We start from the raw sequence: 17811 nt of genomic DNA, 5'->3' as shown, positions 1-17811 counted from the left end.
CTAACCCTCGGTCATGCCAACCATCAGGGCCGACTACAGTTTGACGAGGGAATTGTCACAGTCAATCGTCGGCGCCGCCCCCGGTTCCGGAATTCCCAAAATCGTTCAGCACTTCCGCCGCGAGCGGGCGGGTTATCCGCGTGCCGCGCGCCAGCGCCAGGCGGTCCAGCCGCTCGACGATCGTCTGCGCCGCACCGAGCGACCGTTCCATCCGGTTGACGATGTAGCCCACCAGTTTGTCGTCGATATAAAGCTGGCGGTCGGCGAACAGTTTTACGATCACCTGGGCCAGCAGGTCCTCATCCGGCTCGCCGATCTCCACGACCGTCGCCGCCTTCAGCCGGGATTGGAGGTCCGGCAGGGTGACGCCCCAGGAGACCGGCCACAGGCGCGAGGTCATCAGCAGGCTATGGCCGTTCTCGCGCACGCTGTTGATGACGTGGAAGAGTTCGGTCTCGTCGAAACCGCGGCGTTCGGCATCCTCGAACAGGACCGGACCCGCTGCGGCAACCGCCGCGGCATCCGAGCCGGCGACGGGATGGATGTCGGCCGCGCCCGCCTTTTCCCGCCAGATATGCGCCAAATGTGACTTTCCCGATCCCACCGGGCCTGCCAGCACCACGACCGGTGACGGCCAGGCCGGCCATTCGTCGACGATCGCGACGGCCGCGGCCAGGCGTTCGGACACCAGGAGGTCGTCCCGGGTTCTCGCCGCATCATGGGTGAATTGCAGCGGCAACTGCTCTTGCCTGCGCCGCTCGCGCTCGCTCGTCTCGGTCATTGGTCTTTCAAATGCTCTTCTGAGAGTCATTCGCGTGAGGATCATTCGGGGCGGTTATCTCTGCGCCGGCTTCGGCATGTTCCAGCACATGCGGCCCTTCGGCCTCTTCCCAGGGAAGAACGGCCGCCCGGCCGTAATAGATGTCGCTGTCAAGATACCGCGACAGCACGAAACGGACAAGCACGCCGACCACGGCGGCGGCCGGCACGGCGATCAGCAGGCCTACGAAGCCGAATATGGCGCCGAAGGCAAACAGCGCGAACATCAGCCAGACCGGATGCAGGCCGACGCTTTCGCCCACAAGCTTCGGCTGAAGGATGTTGCCCTCGATGAACTGGCCGACGAAGAAGACGCCGGCAACGGCCAATATCCAAGGATAATCCGGCCAGAACTGCACCAGCGCCACGCCGACCGAAAGCACCAGGCCAATCAGCGAGCCGATATAGGGGATGAAGCTGATCATGCCGGCGATGAAGCCGATCAGAAGCCCGAAATTCAGGCCGACGACCGAAAGGCCGACCGCATAGAAGATGCCGAGGATGAGGCAGAGCGAGCCCTGGCCACGAATGAAACCGGCGACCGACTCGTCCATTTCCCGGGCGATCTCGCGGACCGTCGCCACCTGGTCGCGCGGAACCCAGCTATCCACCTTGGCCACCATGCGGTCCCAGTCGAGCAGGATATAGAAGGCGACGACGGGGGTGACGATCAAAAGCGACACGACGTCGATGATCGCCTTGCCGGAATTCCAAATCTGGGCGAGCAGCGAGCCGACGAAACCGGCGCCCTGGCTCAGCACCTCGGAGAAATTCTGCTTGACCGTCTCGATCTGGGCGCTGATCCAATGCGGCAGGAACGAGCTTTCCGGGCTCGATATGATCTGCTGCAGCTGAGAAATATAGCCCGGCAGCGCGGCGGCAAACTCGGTAAACTGGTTGATGATGATCGGGATCACCAGCATCAGCGACAGCGCGAAGACCAGCACGAAACAGACGAGGATCACCACCGTCGCCATCAGCCGGCTCAAGCCACGCCTTTCCAGCCAGTCGGCCACCGGATCGAGGAAGTAGGCGAGCGCCATCCCGGCCACGAAGGGAAGCAGGATCGAACGGAAGAACCAGAGAAATACCACGAAGACGATGAGAACGCCGACCCAGAAGAAGATGTAGCGCTTCAGGCTCGCGCCGCTGATATGATATGCCATCGCCGCTTCCTCTGAATTGCCCGGGCGAAAAAGGGATAGGGAAGCCGGTACCGCAGGTCAAGGGTTTGGAAGCGGTGCAGCAAGACCTGTGAAAAGCCTTCAAAACCGCGTCCAACGCTTGCATCCGGCGTCATGTCGTGCAATTGCGGGCCGCGATAACGATCATTGGAGATGAACGATGAGCGAGGCGGGCAAGAACGGTCTCACCTATAGCGATGCCGGCGTCGATATCGACGCAGGCAATCTGATGGTCGAGAAGATCAAGCCGGCCGTGCGCTCGACCCGCCGGCCCGGCGCAGACGGCGAGATCGGCGGCTTCGGCGGCCTCTTCGACCTCAAGGCCGCCGGCTTCACCGATCCGATCCTCGTTGCCGCCAATGACGGCGTCGGCACCAAGCTGAAGATCGCCATCGACGCAGATTTCCACGACACGGTCGGCATCGATCTCGTCGCCATGTGCGTCAACGATCTGGTGGTCCAGGGCGCCGAGCCGCTGCTCTTCCTCGACTATTTCGCCACCGGCAAGCTCGATCCCGACCAGGGTGCGGCAATCGTTTCCGGCATTGCCGCCGGCTGCCGCGAAGCAGGCTGCGCGCTGATCGGCGGCGAGACCGCCGAAATGCCCGGCATGTATTCCGACGGCGATTACGATCTGGCGGGTTTTGCAGTCGGTGCCGCCGAGCGTGGCCAGTTGCTGCCGGTCGGCGATATCGCTTTGGGCGATGTCATCCTCGGCCTCACGTCGTCGGGCGTTCATTCGAACGGCTTCTCTCTTGTCCGCAAGATCGTGACACTTTCCGGCCTCGGCTGGGATGCACCGGCCCCCTTCCGTGAGGGCATGACTCTGGGTGAGGCTCTTCTGACGCCCACCCGCATCTACGTGAAGCCGCTCCTGAAGGCGATCCGCGAGACCGGCGCGCTCAAGGCGCTCGCCCACATTACCGGCGGCGGATTCCCGGAAAACATTCCGCGCGTGCTGCCGAAGCACCTGGCCGCCGAAGTCGATCTTGACTCCATTCCCGTGCCGCCCGTCTTCTCGTGGCTCGCAAAAACCGGCGGCGTCGAACCGAAGGAAATGCTGCGCACCTTCAACTGCGGTATCGGCATGATCGTCGTGGTCGCGCCCGAGAACGCCCAGGCGGTCGCCGATATCCTGACCGGTGAAGGCGAGATCGTCGTGCCGCTCGGCCGCATGGTCGAACGCGCCGAAGCCGGCCCCGGCGTGATCTATCAGGGCACGCTCGGCCTATGAGCGCACCCGCGGCTGAAACGGCGCGCAGGAAGCGCGTCGCCGTATTCATCTCCGGCGGCGGCTCCAACATGCTGGCGCTCGCAGATGCCTGCGCCGCGCCGGGTTTCCCGGCGGAAATCGTCGCAGTCTTCTCCGACAAGCCCTCGGCGGGCGGCATCGAGAAGGCGCAGGCGCGCGGCATCAAAACCTTCGTCTTCGAACGCAAGGGTTTCGCCGGCAAGGCCGAACACGAGGCGGCGATCCTCGCGGCCCTCGACGAGGTCCAGCCGGACATCCTCTGCCTCGCCGGCTACATGCGGCTTTTCTCCGCGGAATTCATCAGCCGGTACGAAGGCAGCATCCTCAACATCCACCCTGCCCTTCTGCCGCTCTTCCCAGGCCTTCACACCCATGAACGCGCCATCGACGCCGGCGTAAAGATCGCCGGCTGCACCGTGCATTTCGTCACCGAAGGAATGGACGAAGGCCCGATCGTCGCCCAAGGCGCCGTCCCGGTGCTTGCCGACGACACCCCCGAGACCCTGGCCGGCCGCGTGCTGACGGTCGAGCACAAGCTCTACCCGCTGGCGCTGAAGCTGCTGGCGGAAGGTAAGGTGCGGATGGAGGGCGGCCGGACGATCACCTCACCCGGCGCAACGGCCGATATCGCGGATCAGCGGATTTTTTCGGCGGGTATCTGAACTTCAGGCCGCCAGTGCCCGGAGCGGGTGCAGCGTGCCGTCGCTGTAGACGAAGCGGCCGGCGCGGAAAGTGGCGCGGATGCGGTGCACGTCGCCCTTTTCCACCACCACCAGATCAGCGCGCTGGCCGATGGCGATCTCGCCGCGATCGGTCAGGCCGGCGGAACGGGCAGCATTGCCGGTCGCCATCGCGACGGCCGCCGGTAGGCCGCCTGCCGATGCCTCCGCCAGCTTGAATATCCCCGGCACGAAGGCCGCCGGATGGTAATCGGCGGCAATCACCGTCAGCAGACCGGCCTTGGCGGCGTCGAGCGCGCTCAGATTGCCGGACATCGACTTGCCACGCAGCGCGTTCGGCGCGCCCATCAGCGTCCAGAGCCCGCGTCGGCGCGCCTCTTCGGCGGCCGGCAAGGTTACCGGGAATTCGCTGATCGTGACGCCGAGATCGAACATCTCGGCCACCTTCTCGACGCTGTCGTCGTCATGGGAGGCAAGCGACAGGCCGTGTTGCAAGGAGAGCGAAACGATTTCCTTCAGCTTCACTTCGATCTGCGGATTGTTGCGCATGGCGATGCGCTTTTGCACGATCTCGGCAGCCATCTCCTCGGAAATCGCCCGGCGTTCGGAGATACTGGCGACATAGGCTGCGATGTTGTTGTACTGGCCCTGGCCCGGCGTGTGGTCGGTGAGCGACACCATGTCGATTTCGTCGGCCTTCAGCAGCCGTTCGAGCGTCGGGGCGGCGCCGACATTGGTGATTTCGTACCGCGCGTGGACGCGGTGGTCGATCAGCAGGTTGTCGCGCAGGCGGTTGATGCCCTCGATGACGGCCGACGTGGTCTCCAGCGAGCGGACATGGCCGTAGACGCTTTCGGTGGCGAAGGAGACGGCCGCGTAGGCCGTGGTGACACCGGCGGCGGCGAGCTTCTTGTCGAGTTCGTGGATGCCGAAGTCGATCGGCATCTGGGCGTTCGGCCGCGGCGCGATCTCGCGCTCGATCATGTCGCCATGCAGATCGACGAAGCCCGGCATCAGCAGCCGCCCGCCGCCGTCGATCACGGCGCCCGCGACCGGTTCGGCGCGGATCTCGGCGATCACGCCATCTTCAATCCGCACGGAACCTGCGTCCACCACCTCGTTCGGCAGAACGAGGGTGAAATTGCCGAGCCACATGGCTTTCTCCTGACCATATAAGGATGATTATCAAGAGGCAGCGCTTAGCCGCCATTCGTGACATTCATGTGAAATCGGCACGGCACAAGGTCAAGTCACAATCACACGGCGTCTGAAACAACAGGCGAACGCGCTGATCGGCGTTTCAAGCCTGCGCGGCGGCACCGCCCCGACATCAGACGGTGAATGACGCCCGGTTTATTACTGCCCATTGCAGCATCATGATCGTCTTCGCATCGATGATTTCGCCATTGCCGATCATCGCGACCGCCTCGTCGAGCGGCAGTTCGAGAACCTCGATATCCTCGTGCTCTTCGGCGAGCCCCCCGCCACCGTTCACCCGGTCGGAGAGGTCGACCGGCGCGTGGAAGAAATGCACGAGTTCGGTGATCGCGCCGGGCGACATGAATGCCTTGAAGACAAATCGAACATCCCGCAGGCGGTAGCCGGTTTCCTCCATCGCCTCGCGCCGGATCGCATCCTCCGGGTGGTCCTCGTCGAGCAACCCGGCCGGCACCTCGACCATCCACCCCGGCTTGCCGGTGAGGTAAGCGGGCAACCGAAACTGCTTCACCAGCACGACCATGTCACGCTCAGCATCGTAGAGAAGGATGCAGGCGGCCTCGGACTTATGATAGATTTCGCGATGCAGGCGGTGCGTCTCGCCACGGCGATCGGCGTAGTCGAGTTCGTAGCTCGAAAGCCGCGTCCAGCCGTCCGACAATATCTTCTCGCTGACGAGCTTTACCCGGTCGTTCTGCTCGGTCATGCGAAGTCCTTGCGAAGCCATACCTTGTTGTCGTGGAAGGCCGCACCGCCATAGGGCGCCACGGCGTCGGCCCCGGTCAGCACGTTGATGCCCTCGCCGTCGAGGTGTTTGCGGTTCGGCCACAGCCCCTCGGCGATCAGTACGCCCGGCCTCGCGCCGGCAACCAGCCTCGCATGCAGGCGGATTTCGCCGCGCATGTTGCCGAGCCGCACGATATCGCCGTCGACGATGCCGAGGCGTTCCGCATCGGTCGGCTCGATCATCACTTCCGGGCGCCCTTCTCGCTCATAGGAGCTTTTCGTCTCGGTGAAGGAGGAATTGAGGAAGCTGCGGGCCGGCGATGTCGCCAGCCGAAAGGGATGCGCTTCGTCCGCCACCTCGATGACGTCAACCTGGTCGGGGAACACCGGCAGTTCGGCGATCGGTCCCAGCGGCCCGACATTTTTCGGCGGCTTGTCCGGCGACGGACCGTTCGCCCAGTCCGGCCGGAAGCGGAATTTTCCGTCCGGATAACCAAATCCCTTGATGTAATGGGCGGTCTCGAAATCCGGCTGCGCATCGATCCATTTGTCGCGCGCCAGGTCGTCGTAGGCGCCCCAGTGGCTGGCCTTCAGGATGCGGTCGATATGCTGGCGTTCGTCGAGGCCGAAACCGGGGAAATGATCGACGCCGAGGCGCTTGGCCAGTTCCTCGATGACGAAGAGGTTGGTTCGCACCGTCGACGGCGGCTCGACCAGCTTCGGCCCGAGCAGGATATGCTGCTGACCGCCGGCGCGGTAAAGATCGTCATGCTCGACGAACATCGTCGCCGGCAGCACGATATCGGCAACTTCGGCCGTATCGGTCATGAACTGCTCGTGCACCGCCACGAACAGGTCGTCGCGCATGAACCCTTCGCGGACGAGGCGCTGTTCCGGCGCAACGTTCATCGGATTGGTGTTCTGGATCAAAAGCGCCGTCACCGGCCCGCCGCGCCGCAATGCCTCCGCATCGCCGGTCAGCACCCGGCCGATCTGCGACTGGTCGAGCTGACGGATATCGGGATCGGCATAGGCCGTGCCCATCAGCTCCGACTTGTTGAGCCGGAAAATTTCGCCGTTGTTGTGGAAGGCGCCGCCGCCCTCGTATTGCCAGCAGCCGAGCACGGTCGAAATCGACAGCGCCGCATGCATGGCGACGGTGCCGTTGCGCTGGCGGGCGAAACCGTAGCCGAGGCGGAAGAAGGTTTTTTTGGTCGTGCCGACGAGGCGGGCGAAGGTTTCGATCTCTTCGACCGACAGGCCGGTGATGGCGGAGGCCCATTCCGGCGTCTTCGCCTTGAGATGCGCTTCGAGGCCAGCCGGATCGTCGGCATATTGCGCCATGTAGGCTCGATCGGCGTATCCGTCGCGGAAGGCGATATGCATGACAGCGCAGGCGAGAGCGGCATCGGTGCCGGGGCGCACGGTCAGCGCCATGTCCGCCTGTTTCATCGTCGGGTTGTCGTAGATATCGATGACGACGATCTTGGCGCCGCGTTCCTTGCGGGCCTTCACCGCGTGGGCCATGACGTTGACCTGGGTGGAGACGGCATTGGTGCCCCAGATCACCACGCAATCGGACTTCGCCATCTCGCGCGGATCGGGACCGCGAAGCGCGCCGGTGCCCATCACATAACCGGTCCAGGCCATGTTGGTGCAGATCGTCCCGAAGAAGCCGGAGTATTTTTTGGCATGACGCAGCCGCTCGATCGAATCGCGCTGCACCTGGCCCATCGTGCCGGCATAGAAATAGGGCCAGATCGCCTCCGACCCGTGTTTCGCCTCCGCCTTGACGAAAGCGTCGGCGATCTCGTCGAGTGCGGCCTCCCAGGAGACCTCCTGCCAGTTCCCCTCGCCCTTGGCGCCCACGCGGCGCTTGGGATGCATCAGCCGGCCGGGATGGTAGAGCCGCTCGGAGTATCGTGCGACCTTGGCGCAGATGACGCCGGCCGTATAGGTGTTGTCGGCGGCACCCCGCACCCGGCCGATGCGGCCGTCGGCGGTGAGATCAATGTCGAGTGCGCAGGCCGACGGACAGTCGTGCGGACAGACGGTGTGTCCGACGGAATTGTGGCCGGACTTTTCTGGGGCGATCGGGGTTTTCGCGGTAATCGGGGTCGCAACGTTCATGGCTTTTCTATATTGCAAGCTGACGTCCGCAAAAAGCGTGATTTGCAGCGCATCAATTTAATTCAAGCGAGACACCAGCAACGATGAACTACCGGCACATCTATCACGCGGGCAATTTCGCCGATGTCCTGAAACACGCGGTCCTGGCGCGGCTGATCCGCTATGCCCAGAACAAGGACAAGGCTTTTCGCCTGCTGGATACCCATGCCGGCATCGGCCTTTACGACCTTTCCTCGGACGAGGCGCAGAAGACCGGCGAATGGCGCGACGGCATCGGCCGGCTGATGGAAGCGGAACTGCCGGCAAAGGTCGCAGACCTGCTGGAGCCTTATTTGACCGCGGTCAGGGAATTGAACCCCACCGGCGCACTGAAACTCTATCCCGGTTCGCCGAAACTTGCCCGCATGCTGTTCCGCCCACAGGACCGGTTGTCGGCGATGGAACTGCATCCGGAGGATTTCAACCGCCTGCACAATCTGTTCGAAGGCGATTTCCAGGTGCGTGCCACCGAACTCGACGGCTGGCTGGCGCTCGGCGCCCATCTGCCGCCGAAGGAAAAGCGCGGAATCGTGCTCGTCGATCCGCCTTTCGAGGAAGAAGGCGAATACCAGCGGCTGGTGAAAGGCCTGTTCACCGCCTGGCGCCGGTTCCAGAGCGGCACCTACTGCCTCTGGTATCCGATCAAGAAGGGCGCGCCGCTCAAGGCCTTCCACGACGATTTGAAGGCGCTGGACATCCCGAAAATGCTGTGTGCCGAATTGACCGTTCAAAGCGACCGCGAGACGACCGGTTTGTCCGGCTCCGGCCTCATCATCGTCAACCCGCCCTTCACGCTGAAGGACGAGTTGCACACGTTCCTGCCGACCTTGAAAACCATCCTGGCGCAGGATCGGTTCGCCTCGCAACGAGCCTTCTGGCTGACCGGCGAGACTGTCGACAACGACCTCGATTCGGAGTCTTGACCGGGCGGGGCTTCCCGCCCATGGTGCCGCGCATTGCAGGGGGCTGGCCGATGACCAACCGATTTATCGCTTTCCTTTTTCTCGCGCTTTTCGCATCCACCGCCTCCGCCCAGGAGCGCCGATCGGACAATCGGCAGGATCACACAGGACAGTTCGATTTCTACGTCCTGTCGCTTTCCTGGTCGCCGACCTTCTGCGCTTCGCAGAGCGGCGGCAAGAACGACCAGCAATGCAGCACGGACAAGGACTTCCGCTTCATCGTCCACGGGCTTTGGCCCCAATACGAAAAAGGCTATCCGGATTTCTGCGAAACGAAGGAACCGGGCCGCGTGCCGCAATCGCTCGGCCAACCACTCTTCGACATCATGCCGTCGATGGGGCTGATCGGCCATCAGTGGCGCAAGCACGGAAGCTGCACCGGCCTCAGCCAGCGTGATTATTTCGGCAAACTGCGTGACGCCTTTTCGCGGGTCAAACTGCCAGCCGACCTGTCCCGCGGCGACGCGGCCCTGACGCTGTCGGCCGACCAGATCGAGGAGAAGTTCCTCGCCGCCAATCCGGGCATGAGCCGGCGCGGCATTTCGACGAGTTGCGAAGGCCGGCAGCTGGAGGAGGTGCGCATCTGCCTCACCAAGGACCTACAGTTCCGAGATTGCGCCGAGGTCGATCGTGACGGCTGCCGGATCAGCCAGATCACCCTGCCGCCGGCACGATGACATTTATCGAGAAGGACAAGACCATGAAGCTGCTGTATTCCCCGGCCTCGCCCTATTCCGCCAAGGTGCGCATGGCGGCGCGCCATCTCGGCATCGAGATCGCCGAGGTGAAGACCGACACCAACGCCGCCCCGCCGGAACTCGTGAGCAACAACCCGCTCGGCAAGATCCCGGTGCTGATCCGTGATGGCGAGCCGCCGATCTACGACAGCATCGCGATCATGCATTGGCTCGATCGCCAGTCGGGCGGCAAGCTCTATCCGAAGAAGGATGCGAAGCGCACCGAGGCGGAGGTGCTGGAAGCGCTTTGCGACGGCATGATGGATTGCCTGCTGGCGATCGTCTACGAGCGTCGCTCGCGCGACGAGGACAAGGTCCATCAGCCGTGGATCGACAAACAATGGGGCAAGGTGGTGCGCGGCCTCGATCACCTGGAGAACAATTTGCCGAAGACGGGCAAGAAATTGCATGGCGGCCATTTTGCGCTGGCTGCGTTGATCGGTTACCTCGATCTGCGCTTCAACGGGCAATGGGCCGAAGGCCGACCGGAGCTCGCCTCCTGGCCGGACGTCTTCACCAAGCGCTTCGCCTCCTATACCGCCATGAAATCGGCGGCCTGAAACAAAAAAAAGCCCGGGCCGAAGCCCGGGCTTTCCCCAGCCTGTTAAGGCTATCGAAATTAGAACTTCACGCCGATACCGACCTTGACGCTGTGATCGTCGAAGCCCTTCGAAACCGAACCGGAATCGAGCGAGTAGCTGTCCGAACCGAAATCCGTGTAACGGTATTCGACACGAGCGGTGATGTTGTTGGTGACGAAGGCTTCGGCACCGGCACCGACCGTATAACCGACGGCGGTCTTGTTGTCGGACGAAGTCGCGTCGCTCAGTTCGTTGTCCTGCAGGGCGACACCGGCCGTACCGTAGATCAGGAAGGGGTTGAGGTCGTAGCCGACGCGGCCGCGAACAGAGCCGTTCCAGCCGGCCTTGCCTTCAAAGCCGTCATCCGTGGTGCTCTTCGTGCCGTTGTAGCCGACGTCTGCTTCGACACCGTAGACGATCGAACCGCTCTGGAAGTTGTAGCCCGTATAAGCACCGCCGCCGAACTGGCCGTCACGGTCGCCGCTACCGAAGCGACCCCAGTCATACTGACCATAACCACCGAGATAGAAACCCTGCCAGCTGGCGGCCGGGGCCGGCTCTTCGACTGCAACCGGGGCCTGCGGAATTTGTTCGACGGCATCAGCGGCATTGGCCGCAGAGATGGCGATGAAGCTGGCTGCCGAGGCCATCAGAGTTGCGATGAGAGTACGCATACATTTTCTCCTTTTACTGCTGCGCCGGGAATTCGCCGCGACAACATGGTTGGCGACACATTTGTTCCCTGCTCGCTGAAACGGAATGTGGAGGTCAATTGAGGAATAGAAAGAGCCGAAATGTGAATTGATTGTGGCGCACAGAAGGCCAAAATTTGATGTTGCTGTATCGCAACACACATTTGATTAACCTTAAGCAATGCTTACTTTGAATATAAATATTTTTACATTTATAAATTACTTCTTAAACCTAAAGCACAACTTAGTCAATACACCTGCCGGCGGGAACCGGCGCGGGCGCCACTCGCCAAGTTCGACTTGTATTCGCAGCAAAACCGGATCGGGTGCTTGTAGAAAACGAAATCTGAGCAGAAACACGGACGTATTTCCCCTCTCCGCAGGCGGACGCCTGGAGCTGGCGGTGCCTGCCGCCGGATTTCTGCCTTAAATATTCCACCCCGGGAACGGCCATTTCGGCCTTCGTCAAGAGCACGGGGCGGAATTCTCCCCAGCGCTTTCAAAATCTGCCTCGACGCACTATTTCTCCGGCAGCGGCCTTCCATGCAGGGAATCGGGGCGCTTCACCGCAATATTTTGACAAGCCGCCGATCGCGCGCACATGTCATGGTTCAGGGTTCGAGATCGGTAATGGCCGGATGCCGACATCCGGCGGAGACTATGGAATGAACGGAACGAAGCTGCCCGACGGCGGCGTTCTCTATGACGAGACGGAAGAAGACGACGACGATGTGCTGGTCACCGAGCCGGCCCAAGGCCCTGCCGCGTCGATCGACTGGAACGAAGGCTGGAAGAACGACAGCGGCCTGAAAGGCGCCGACCTGATCGCCGAATTCGTCAAGCACCTGCCGAATGCGCCGGGCGTCTACCGCATGTTCAACGATGCACAGGACGTGCTTTACGTCGGCAAGGCGCGCAGCCTCAAGAAGCGCGTCGGCAATTATGCGCAGGGCCGTGTCCATTCCAACCGCATCGCCAAGATGGTGCGCGAAACCACCCATATGGAATTCGTCACGACGCGGACGGAGACCGAGGCGCTGCTGCTCGAAGCCAATCTCATCAAGCGCTTGCGGCCGCGCTTCAACGTTCTTCTGCGCGACGACAAGTCCTTCCCCTATATCATGATCACCGGCGACCACCGGGCACCGGCGATCTTCAAGCATCGCGGCGCGCGGGCGCGCAAAGGCGACTATTTCGGCCCCTTCGCGTCGGCCGCTGCCGTCGGCCGCACCATCAATTCGCTGCAGCGCGCCTTCCTGTTGCGCACCTGCACCGATAGCGTCTTCGAGACCCGCACCAGGCCCTGCCTGCTCTTCCAGATCAAGCGCTGTTCGGGGCCATGCACCCATGAGATCAGCAACGAGGGCTATGCGGCGCTGGTCGGCGAAGCCAAGGACTTCCTCTCCGGCAAGAGCCAGAACGTCAAGTCGGCGATCGCCCACCAGATGGCGGAAGCCTCCGAGGACCTGGATTTCGAACGTGCCGCGATCTATCGCGACCGGCTGGCGGCGCTCTCCCACGTCCAGAGCCACCAGGGTATCAACCCGGCCGGCGTCGAAGAGGCGGATGTCTTCGCCATCTACAGCGAGGGCGGCCTCTTCTGCATCCAGGTGTTCTTTTTCAGAACCGGCCAGAACTGGGGCAACCGCGCCTATTTCCCGAAGGCCGATCCGCAGCTCTCCGGCGCGGAAGTGCTCAACGCCTTCCTCGCGCAGTTCTATGACGACAAGCCGGTGCCGAAACAGATCCTGCTGTCGGAAACCGTCGAGGAACAGGACCTGCTGGCGCTCGCCTTTTGCGAAAAGGCCGGCCACAAGGTGACGATTTCCGTGCCGCAGCGGGGCGAGAAGAAGGACCTGACCGACCACGTGCTGGCGAACGCCCGCGAGGCGCATGGCCGTAGGCTTGCCGAGACCTCGTCGCAGGCGCGCCTGCTGCAGGGCCTGGCCGAGACCTTCGGCCTGTCCTTCGTGCCGCGCCGGATCGAGATCTACGACAACTCCCATATCATGGGCACCAATGCCGTTGGCGGCATGGTGGTGGCGGGGCCGGAAGGTTTCGTGAAGAGCCAGTACCGCAAGTTCAACATCAAATCGACCGACATCACCCCCGGCGACGACTTTGGCATGATGCGCGAGGTGATGACCCGCCGTTTCAGCCGCCTCCTCAAGGAAGAGGGCATTCCGGACCGCACCGCTGCTGCCGGCGCCAGCGCCGAGGATGTGGCCGATGCCGCTTTCCCCGCCTGGCCGGACGTGATCCTGATCGACGGCGGCCAGGGCCAGATGAGCGCGGTGCGCGCCATTCTCGACGAGCTCGGCATCCGCGACGTGGTGACCGCGATCGGCGTCGCCAAGGGCGTCGACCGAGATGCCGGCCGCGAGCGGTTCTTCGCCGACGGACGGTCCGACTTCTCGCTGCCGCCGCGCGATCCGGTCCTCTATTTCATCCAGCGCATGCGCGACGAGGCGCATCGTTTCGCGATCGGCTCGCACCGGGCGCGGCGCAAGAAGGAGATGGTCAAGAACCCGCTTGACGAGATTTCAGGGATCGGGCCTGGCCGCAAGCGCAAGCTGCTGCAGCATTTCGGCACGGCGAAGGCGGTGTCGCGCGCGGGCCTGACCGACCTCATGGCGGTCGAGGGAATTTCGGAGGCCGTCGCCAAGCAGATTTATAATCACTTTCACGAGAACCGGGCGGGTTAAATCGGTCCGACGCAATCGGCTGTAAAAAAGCCGCGGGAACATGTTGACGCCTTCCTCCTGAGGCATCAACTAGGAGCAAACATCCGGAAGGCTCTCCATGGCGTCGCGCGCATACAATATTCCCAATCTTCTGACCTATGCGCGCATCGTGGCGGTGCCGATCATCGTCGGCTGCTTTTTCATCGAGGGGCAGCTTGAAAGCTCCGATGTGGCGCGCTGGACAGCGCTGGTGCTTTTCGCTGTCGCGTCGATCACAGACTATCTCGACGGTTATCTCGCCCGCATCTGGAACCAGACGTCGAATATCGGCCGGATGCTCGATCCGATCGCCGACAAGCTGCTGGTCGCCGCCGTGCTGCTGTTGCTGGCCGCCGACCAGACGATCGCCGGCTGGTCGCTCTGGGCGGCAATCACCATCCTCTGCCGCGAAATCCTGGTCTCGGGCCTGCGCGAATACCTGGCTGCGCTGAAGGTCTCCGTGCCGGTGACGCGCATAGCCAAATGGAAGACGACGATCCAGATGGTGTCGATCGCCTTCCTGCTTGCCGGGCCTGCCGGCGACAAGATCCTGCCCTACACGACCCAGATGGGCATCGTGCTTCTCTGGCTCGCCGCGATCCTGACCTTCTACTCGGGCTATGATTACTTCAAGGCCGGCGTCAAACATCTGGTGGACGAAGAATGACCGTCAAACTCGTCTATTTCGCCTGGGTGCGCGAACGGATCGGCAAATCCGAGGAGGATCTCGACCTGCCGGCAGGCGTCGTCACGGTCAATGACCTGCTCGCGCATCTGACGACGCTCGGCGAGGAATACGAGAACGCGCTGCAGTTCCCCGACGTGATCCGCGTCGCCATCAACCAGGAACATGCCGAACACGACGAGCCGATCGCCGGCGCGCGCGAGATCGGCATCTTCCCGCCGATGACGGGCGGGTGATGATGACTGGGGCCGGCGCCAGTTGCGGAACACCCCACTCCTCCCCAGCGGGGAGAGGAAGAGGCTGCCCATGACCGCTCCCACCATCCGCGTCCAACCCACCGACTTCGACCTGCAGGCAGAAGTCACAGCGCTGACCGCAGACCGCAAGAACATCGGCGCCGTCGTCACCTTCACCGGCCTCTGCCGCGATGAGCAGGGTGCGCTGTCGGCCCTGGAGCTCGAACATTATCCCGGCATGGCGGAAGCGGAGATGCTCCGCATCAGCGAACTGGCGATCGAGCGTTTCTCGCTCCTCGGCCTCACCGCCATCCACCGCTTTGGCAAAATCCTGCCTGGCGAAAACATCGTGCTGGTTATCGCCGCCGCCCCGCACCGGCAGGCCGCCTTCGACGGCGCCAATTTCGTCATGGACTTTTTGAAGACCTCAGCCCCCTTCTGGAAGAAGGAACACACCGCCGACGGCGCCCAAGGCGACTGGATCGCCGCCAAGGACGCGGACGACACTGCGCGCGACAAGTGGCGGTGACTACGGTACCACCCGCTCCCGCCGGCTCATCACCAAAACCATCACCAGCAAGGCGACGATCACGAGGTCGCGCCAGACGATCGGGCCGTAGCCGCTCCAGAGCGTCTCGGCGAGCCCGATGATGGCGGCGCCGGCGGCCGAGCGCAGCGGGTTGGAATGGCCGCCGGCGGCGGCGATCAGCACGACCTTCAGCCCGAACAGCAGGCCCGCGCCAAAATCCATCGTGCCGTAATGGGAGGTGGCGAGCACGCCGCAGATCGAGGCGTAGAGCGCGGCTGCCGCATAAGCCACGACGAAGACCCGCGCGGAATTGGTGCCGGAGAGTTCAGCCGCCAGCGGATCGTCCGAGACCGCCCGCCACATGCGGCCCCAATGGGTGCGCGCCAGCACCAGATAGCCCGCGCCGATGACCATCAGCATGACGGCGATGTTGATGAGCTGGATCAGGGTCAGTGTCACCGGAAAGCCGTCTGCGTGCCAGAAGACGACCGCGTCGTTGAGGAATGGCGGCAGCCAGAGTTCGCGCGTGTCGGCGGCGATCCGGGCGCCTTCCATCAGCACCATCAGCGCGCCGAGCGAGGCGACGATCACCGCATTCGGCGAGATCTTTGCCAGCGGCCGCATCACCAGCTGCCCGATCGTCACCCCTGCCCCGATGCCGCCGGCGATCCCGGCCGCAGCACCGAGCCCCAATGCGGCCGGCAGGATCAGCCACAGCCGGTCCCAGCCGAAATGGGCGAAGAGCAGGTAGAGATGGCCGGAAAAGGCAAAGATCGCCCCATAGGTGATGTCGGCTCGCTTCGTCACGGCAAAGGCGATCGAATATCCGAAGGCGAGCGTCGCATAGAGCGCCGCCAGCGGAACCGCGTTCGCCAGTTGCTGCAGCAGATAGGCCATGGGCACTCCGATAGCGGCAATGAATATAACTGGTCATTCGCATTTTACCAGTTATAATATCGCATGAGCTTTTCCTGGACCCCGCATCGTTTTGCCGGTGGCGCGCTGGCGCTTGATGTCGCCAACAGCGTCATCCTGCGCTTCGACCCCGAGCGCAGCATCGACCGGCTCGCCGAGCCGCAGCAGATGGACGCCTTTCCGAAAGCGGCCGAAAAATTCTCCGCCGAACGGGCACTGTTCGGCGATCTCGCGCCGGTAGAGCCCGAGAACCACACGCGGTTCATCGCGCTGCGTGAAGCGATCGACCGCTATTTTCGCTGCCGGGTGCTGGGCGACGACGCACAGACGCTGCTCGCCGATTTCCTTGAGGCGACCGCCGCCATCCTGCGCCGCGCCGAGAAACACTCGCTGGAGGCGGCGACCGCCCATTCGGCGCTCAGGCTGCTTGCCGAGACGGAAATCGCGCGGATGAAGATCTGCGGCAGTTGCGGCTGGCTGTTCATCGACCGCAGCAAAAACCGCAGCCGCACCTGGTGCGACATGGCGGTGTGCGGCAACCGGGTCAAAGCCAACCGCCATTATCATCGCAGGAAGAAGGAGGCCGTGTCATGATGCGCCGGCTTATGATTTTCAGCCTTGCAGCCCTCGCTCTTTCCGCCTGCCAGCGGGAAACGGAAAAGCTGGTGGAGGTGAGCGGGCATATCTTCGTGTTCAACTACCGGGTCGCCAGCGCCACCTATCTCGTGACGCTCAAGAAGACCGGGCCGATACCGGAGGGAACCGTGGTGGTCGCGAAATTCGACGACCCCGCCGGCGGCGATCCGATCGTCATCAACGAAAAAGTCTTCCCCGCATGGGACAAGATCACCCTGCAGAGCCCCAATGTCCGGTGCGTGCGCAAGGACAGGCCCTATTTCGTCGACATCAGGCTGGTGGACGCGAGCGGCGGCACATTGCAGGAATTGAAGACCCAGCTCGTTTCGGATGTCGACCAGTCGGTGCTTCCCAGCAAGCCGCTGGTGCTCGGCGCCGGCTATGAGCGGAACCCGGAGGTCTTCAAGCCGGACGGCACGGTGGATTATGGGCAGGATACTGACTGCCCGGCATGAACGGCAGTTCACGCCCGCTGCAAGAGGCCGGCCCATAAAAAAACCGGAGCCAGGGCCCCGGTTTTGATGATTCCGATCAGAAGCTTGAGGCTCCTGACCTCAGATTTCAAATCAGCCGACGATCTCGGTTTCGGAGAACCAGTAGGCGATTTCCTGGGCGGCGGTTTCCGGAGCGTCCGAACCGTGAACCGAGTTTTCGCCGATCGAGAGAGCGAAGGTCTTGCGGATGGTGCCTTCGTCGGCGTTGGCCGGGTTGGTGGCGCCCATGATCTCGCGGTTCTTCAGGATGGCGTTTTCGCCTTCCAGAACCTGGACGATGGTCGGGCCGGAGGTCATGCCTTCGACCAGTTCGCCGAAGAACGGGCGTTCCTTGTGAACGGCGTAGAAGCCTTCGGCTTCGCGCTTGCTCATCCAGACGCGCTTGGAAGCGATGACGCGCAGGCCATTGTCTTCAAACACCTTGGTGATGGCGCCCGTGAGGTTGCGCTTGGTGGCATCCGGCTTGATCATCGAAAACGTGCGTTCAATCGCCATTGTTCTATCCTTCGTTTCCTGTGGCCCCGTGATTAAGGGGGAAAGTGCGGGGTCTTTACCCGCCCCTTTCACTGGAAA

General features: G+C 62.8%; 19 protein-coding genes. 11 read left to right on the top strand and 8 right to left on the bottom strand.

What is annotated here, in order from left to right; translation table 11 throughout:
• Nucleotides 1-61: 61 nt before the first annotated feature.
• Both hdaA and LZK81_RS07475 read right to left on the bottom strand, forming a co-directional pair.
• Nucleotides 62-781: a DnaA regulatory inactivator HdaA gene (gene hdaA, locus LZK81_RS07480; RefSeq protein ID WP_233955683.1), complete on the bottom strand. Its 720-nt coding sequence runs from the start codon at nt 779-781 to the stop codon at nt 62-64.
• A gap of 7 nt (nt 782-788) precedes the next feature.
• The gene (locus tag LZK81_RS07475; RefSeq protein ID WP_046605591.1) at nt 789-1985 is read right to left on the bottom strand and encodes an AI-2E family transporter; all 1197 of its coding nucleotides are present in this window, start codon (nt 1983-1985) and stop codon (nt 789-791) included.
• A gap of 178 nt (nt 1986-2163) precedes the next feature.
• On the opposite strand from LZK81_RS07475, the gene purM reads away from it, so the two are divergent.
• Together purM and purN are read left to right on the top strand one after the other, a co-directional pair.
• On the top strand, nt 2164-3237 hold the full coding sequence (purM, locus tag LZK81_RS07470; RefSeq protein WP_233955682.1) for a phosphoribosylformylglycinamidine cyclo-ligase: 1074 nt from the start codon (nt 2164-2166) through the stop codon (nt 3235-3237).
• The gene (purN, locus tag LZK81_RS07465; protein ID WP_233955681.1) at nt 3234-3917 is read left to right on the top strand and encodes a phosphoribosylglycinamide formyltransferase; all 684 of its coding nucleotides are present in this window, start codon (nt 3234-3236) and stop codon (nt 3915-3917) included. Before purM ends, purN begins: the two co-directional genes overlap by 4 nt.
• Before the next feature lie 3 nt (nt 3918-3920).
• Here purN and LZK81_RS07460 read toward each other — a convergent pair whose 3' ends face one another.
• The 3 genes from LZK81_RS07460 to LZK81_RS07450 form a co-directional block, all read right to left on the bottom strand.
• Nucleotides 3921-5090, bottom strand: coding sequence for an alpha-D-ribose 1-methylphosphonate 5-triphosphate diphosphatase (locus LZK81_RS07460; protein ID WP_233955680.1), 1170 nt, complete (start codon nt 5088-5090; stop codon nt 3921-3923).
• Nucleotides 5091-5265: 175 nt separating this feature from the next.
• Entirely contained in the window at nt 5266-5859 is a 594-nt protein-coding gene (locus tag LZK81_RS07455) for an NUDIX domain-containing protein (protein WP_046609874.1), read from the bottom strand.
• Nucleotides 5856-8009: a molybdopterin-containing oxidoreductase family protein gene (locus tag LZK81_RS07450; protein WP_233955679.1), complete on the bottom strand. Its 2154-nt coding sequence runs from the start codon at nt 8007-8009 to the stop codon at nt 5856-5858. Before LZK81_RS07450 ends, LZK81_RS07455 begins: the two co-directional genes overlap by 4 nt.
• Nucleotides 8010-8092: 83 nt before the next feature.
• On the opposite strand from LZK81_RS07450, the gene LZK81_RS07445 reads away from it, so the two are divergent.
• The 3 genes from LZK81_RS07445 to LZK81_RS07435 are packed head-to-tail and all read left to right on the top strand — an operon-like array spanning nt 8093 to nt 10307.
• Nucleotides 8093-8971, top strand: coding sequence for a 23S rRNA (adenine(2030)-N(6))-methyltransferase RlmJ (locus tag LZK81_RS07445; protein WP_233955678.1), 879 nt, complete (start codon nt 8093-8095; stop codon nt 8969-8971).
• Between the two features lie 50 nt (nt 8972-9021).
• A complete protein-coding gene (locus tag LZK81_RS07440) occupies nt 9022-9687 on the top strand; it encodes a ribonuclease T2 family protein (RefSeq protein WP_233955677.1) in 666 nt (221 codons plus the stop codon).
• 23 nt (nt 9688-9710) lie between these two features.
• Nucleotides 9711-10307, top strand: a complete 597-nt coding sequence (locus LZK81_RS07435; RefSeq protein ID WP_046605745.1) for a glutathione S-transferase — start codon at nt 9711-9713, stop codon at nt 10305-10307.
• 59 nt (nt 10308-10366) lie between these two features.
• Here the strand turns inward: LZK81_RS07435 and LZK81_RS07430 are convergent, their stop codons facing one another.
• A complete protein-coding gene (locus LZK81_RS07430; protein WP_046605598.1) occupies nt 10367-11002 on the bottom strand; it encodes an outer membrane protein in 636 nt (211 codons plus the stop codon).
• A 683-nt stretch (nt 11003-11685) separates the two neighbouring features.
• On the opposite strand from LZK81_RS07430, the gene uvrC reads away from it, so the two are divergent.
• The 4 genes from uvrC to LZK81_RS07410 all read left to right on the top strand — a co-directional run bounded on the left by uvrC (nt 11686) and on the right by LZK81_RS07410 (nt 15193).
• Nucleotides 11686-13725 carry an excinuclease ABC subunit UvrC gene (gene uvrC / locus LZK81_RS07425; RefSeq protein ID WP_233955675.1) on the top strand — a complete coding sequence of 680 codons (2040 nt, stop codon included), beginning with the start codon at nt 11686-11688 and terminating at the stop codon, nt 13723-13725.
• A 97-nt stretch (nt 13726-13822) separates the two neighbouring features.
• On the top strand, nt 13823-14410 hold the full coding sequence (pgsA, locus tag LZK81_RS07420; protein WP_046605600.1) for a CDP-diacylglycerol--glycerol-3-phosphate 3-phosphatidyltransferase: 588 nt from the start codon (nt 13823-13825) through the stop codon (nt 14408-14410).
• Nucleotides 14407-14664 carry a molybdopterin converting factor subunit 1 gene (gene moaD, locus LZK81_RS07415; RefSeq protein WP_046667845.1) on the top strand — a complete coding sequence of 86 codons (258 nt, stop codon included), beginning with the start codon at nt 14407-14409 and terminating at the stop codon, nt 14662-14664. The genes pgsA and moaD overlap by 4 nt, the downstream gene beginning before the upstream one ends.
• 70 nt (nt 14665-14734) lie before the next feature.
• Nucleotides 14735-15193, top strand: coding sequence for a molybdenum cofactor biosynthesis protein MoaE (locus LZK81_RS07410; RefSeq protein ID WP_046605602.1), 459 nt, complete (start codon nt 14735-14737; stop codon nt 15191-15193).
• Here LZK81_RS07410 and LZK81_RS07405 read toward each other — a convergent pair whose 3' ends face one another.
• Complete coding sequence (locus LZK81_RS07405) at nt 15194-16090, bottom strand: branched-chain amino acid ABC transporter permease (protein WP_046605603.1); 897 nt, start codon at nt 16088-16090, stop codon at nt 15194-15196.
• Between the two features lie 63 nt (nt 16091-16153).
• Between LZK81_RS07405 and LZK81_RS07400 the strand changes: the two genes are divergently transcribed.
• Together LZK81_RS07400 and LZK81_RS07395 are read left to right on the top strand one after the other, a co-directional pair.
• A complete protein-coding gene (locus LZK81_RS07400) occupies nt 16154-16702 on the top strand; it encodes a CGNR zinc finger domain-containing protein (RefSeq protein ID WP_046609867.1) in 549 nt (182 codons plus the stop codon).
• Nucleotides 16702-17199, top strand: a complete 498-nt coding sequence (locus LZK81_RS07395) for a hypothetical protein (RefSeq protein WP_233956498.1) — start codon at nt 16702-16704, stop codon at nt 17197-17199. The genes LZK81_RS07400 and LZK81_RS07395 overlap by 1 nt, the downstream gene beginning before the upstream one ends.
• A 111-nt stretch (nt 17200-17310) precedes the next feature.
• Here the strand turns inward: LZK81_RS07395 and ndk are convergent, their stop codons facing one another.
• Nucleotides 17311-17733 (bottom strand): nucleoside-diphosphate kinase, encoded by a 423-nt coding sequence (ndk, locus tag LZK81_RS07390; RefSeq protein WP_007769585.1) that lies wholly within the window; start codon nt 17731-17733, stop codon nt 17311-17313.
• Between the last annotated feature and the right edge of the window lie 78 nt (nt 17734-17811).

Source organism: Neorhizobium galegae, from assembly GCF_021391675.1.
In the GTDB taxonomy this organism is placed as follows: Bacteria; Pseudomonadota; Alphaproteobacteria; order Rhizobiales; family Rhizobiaceae; genus Neorhizobium; species Neorhizobium galegae_B.
The sequence above is the reverse complement of the archived record's forward strand: the minus strand, read 5'-3'. Positions and strand labels throughout refer to the sequence as shown.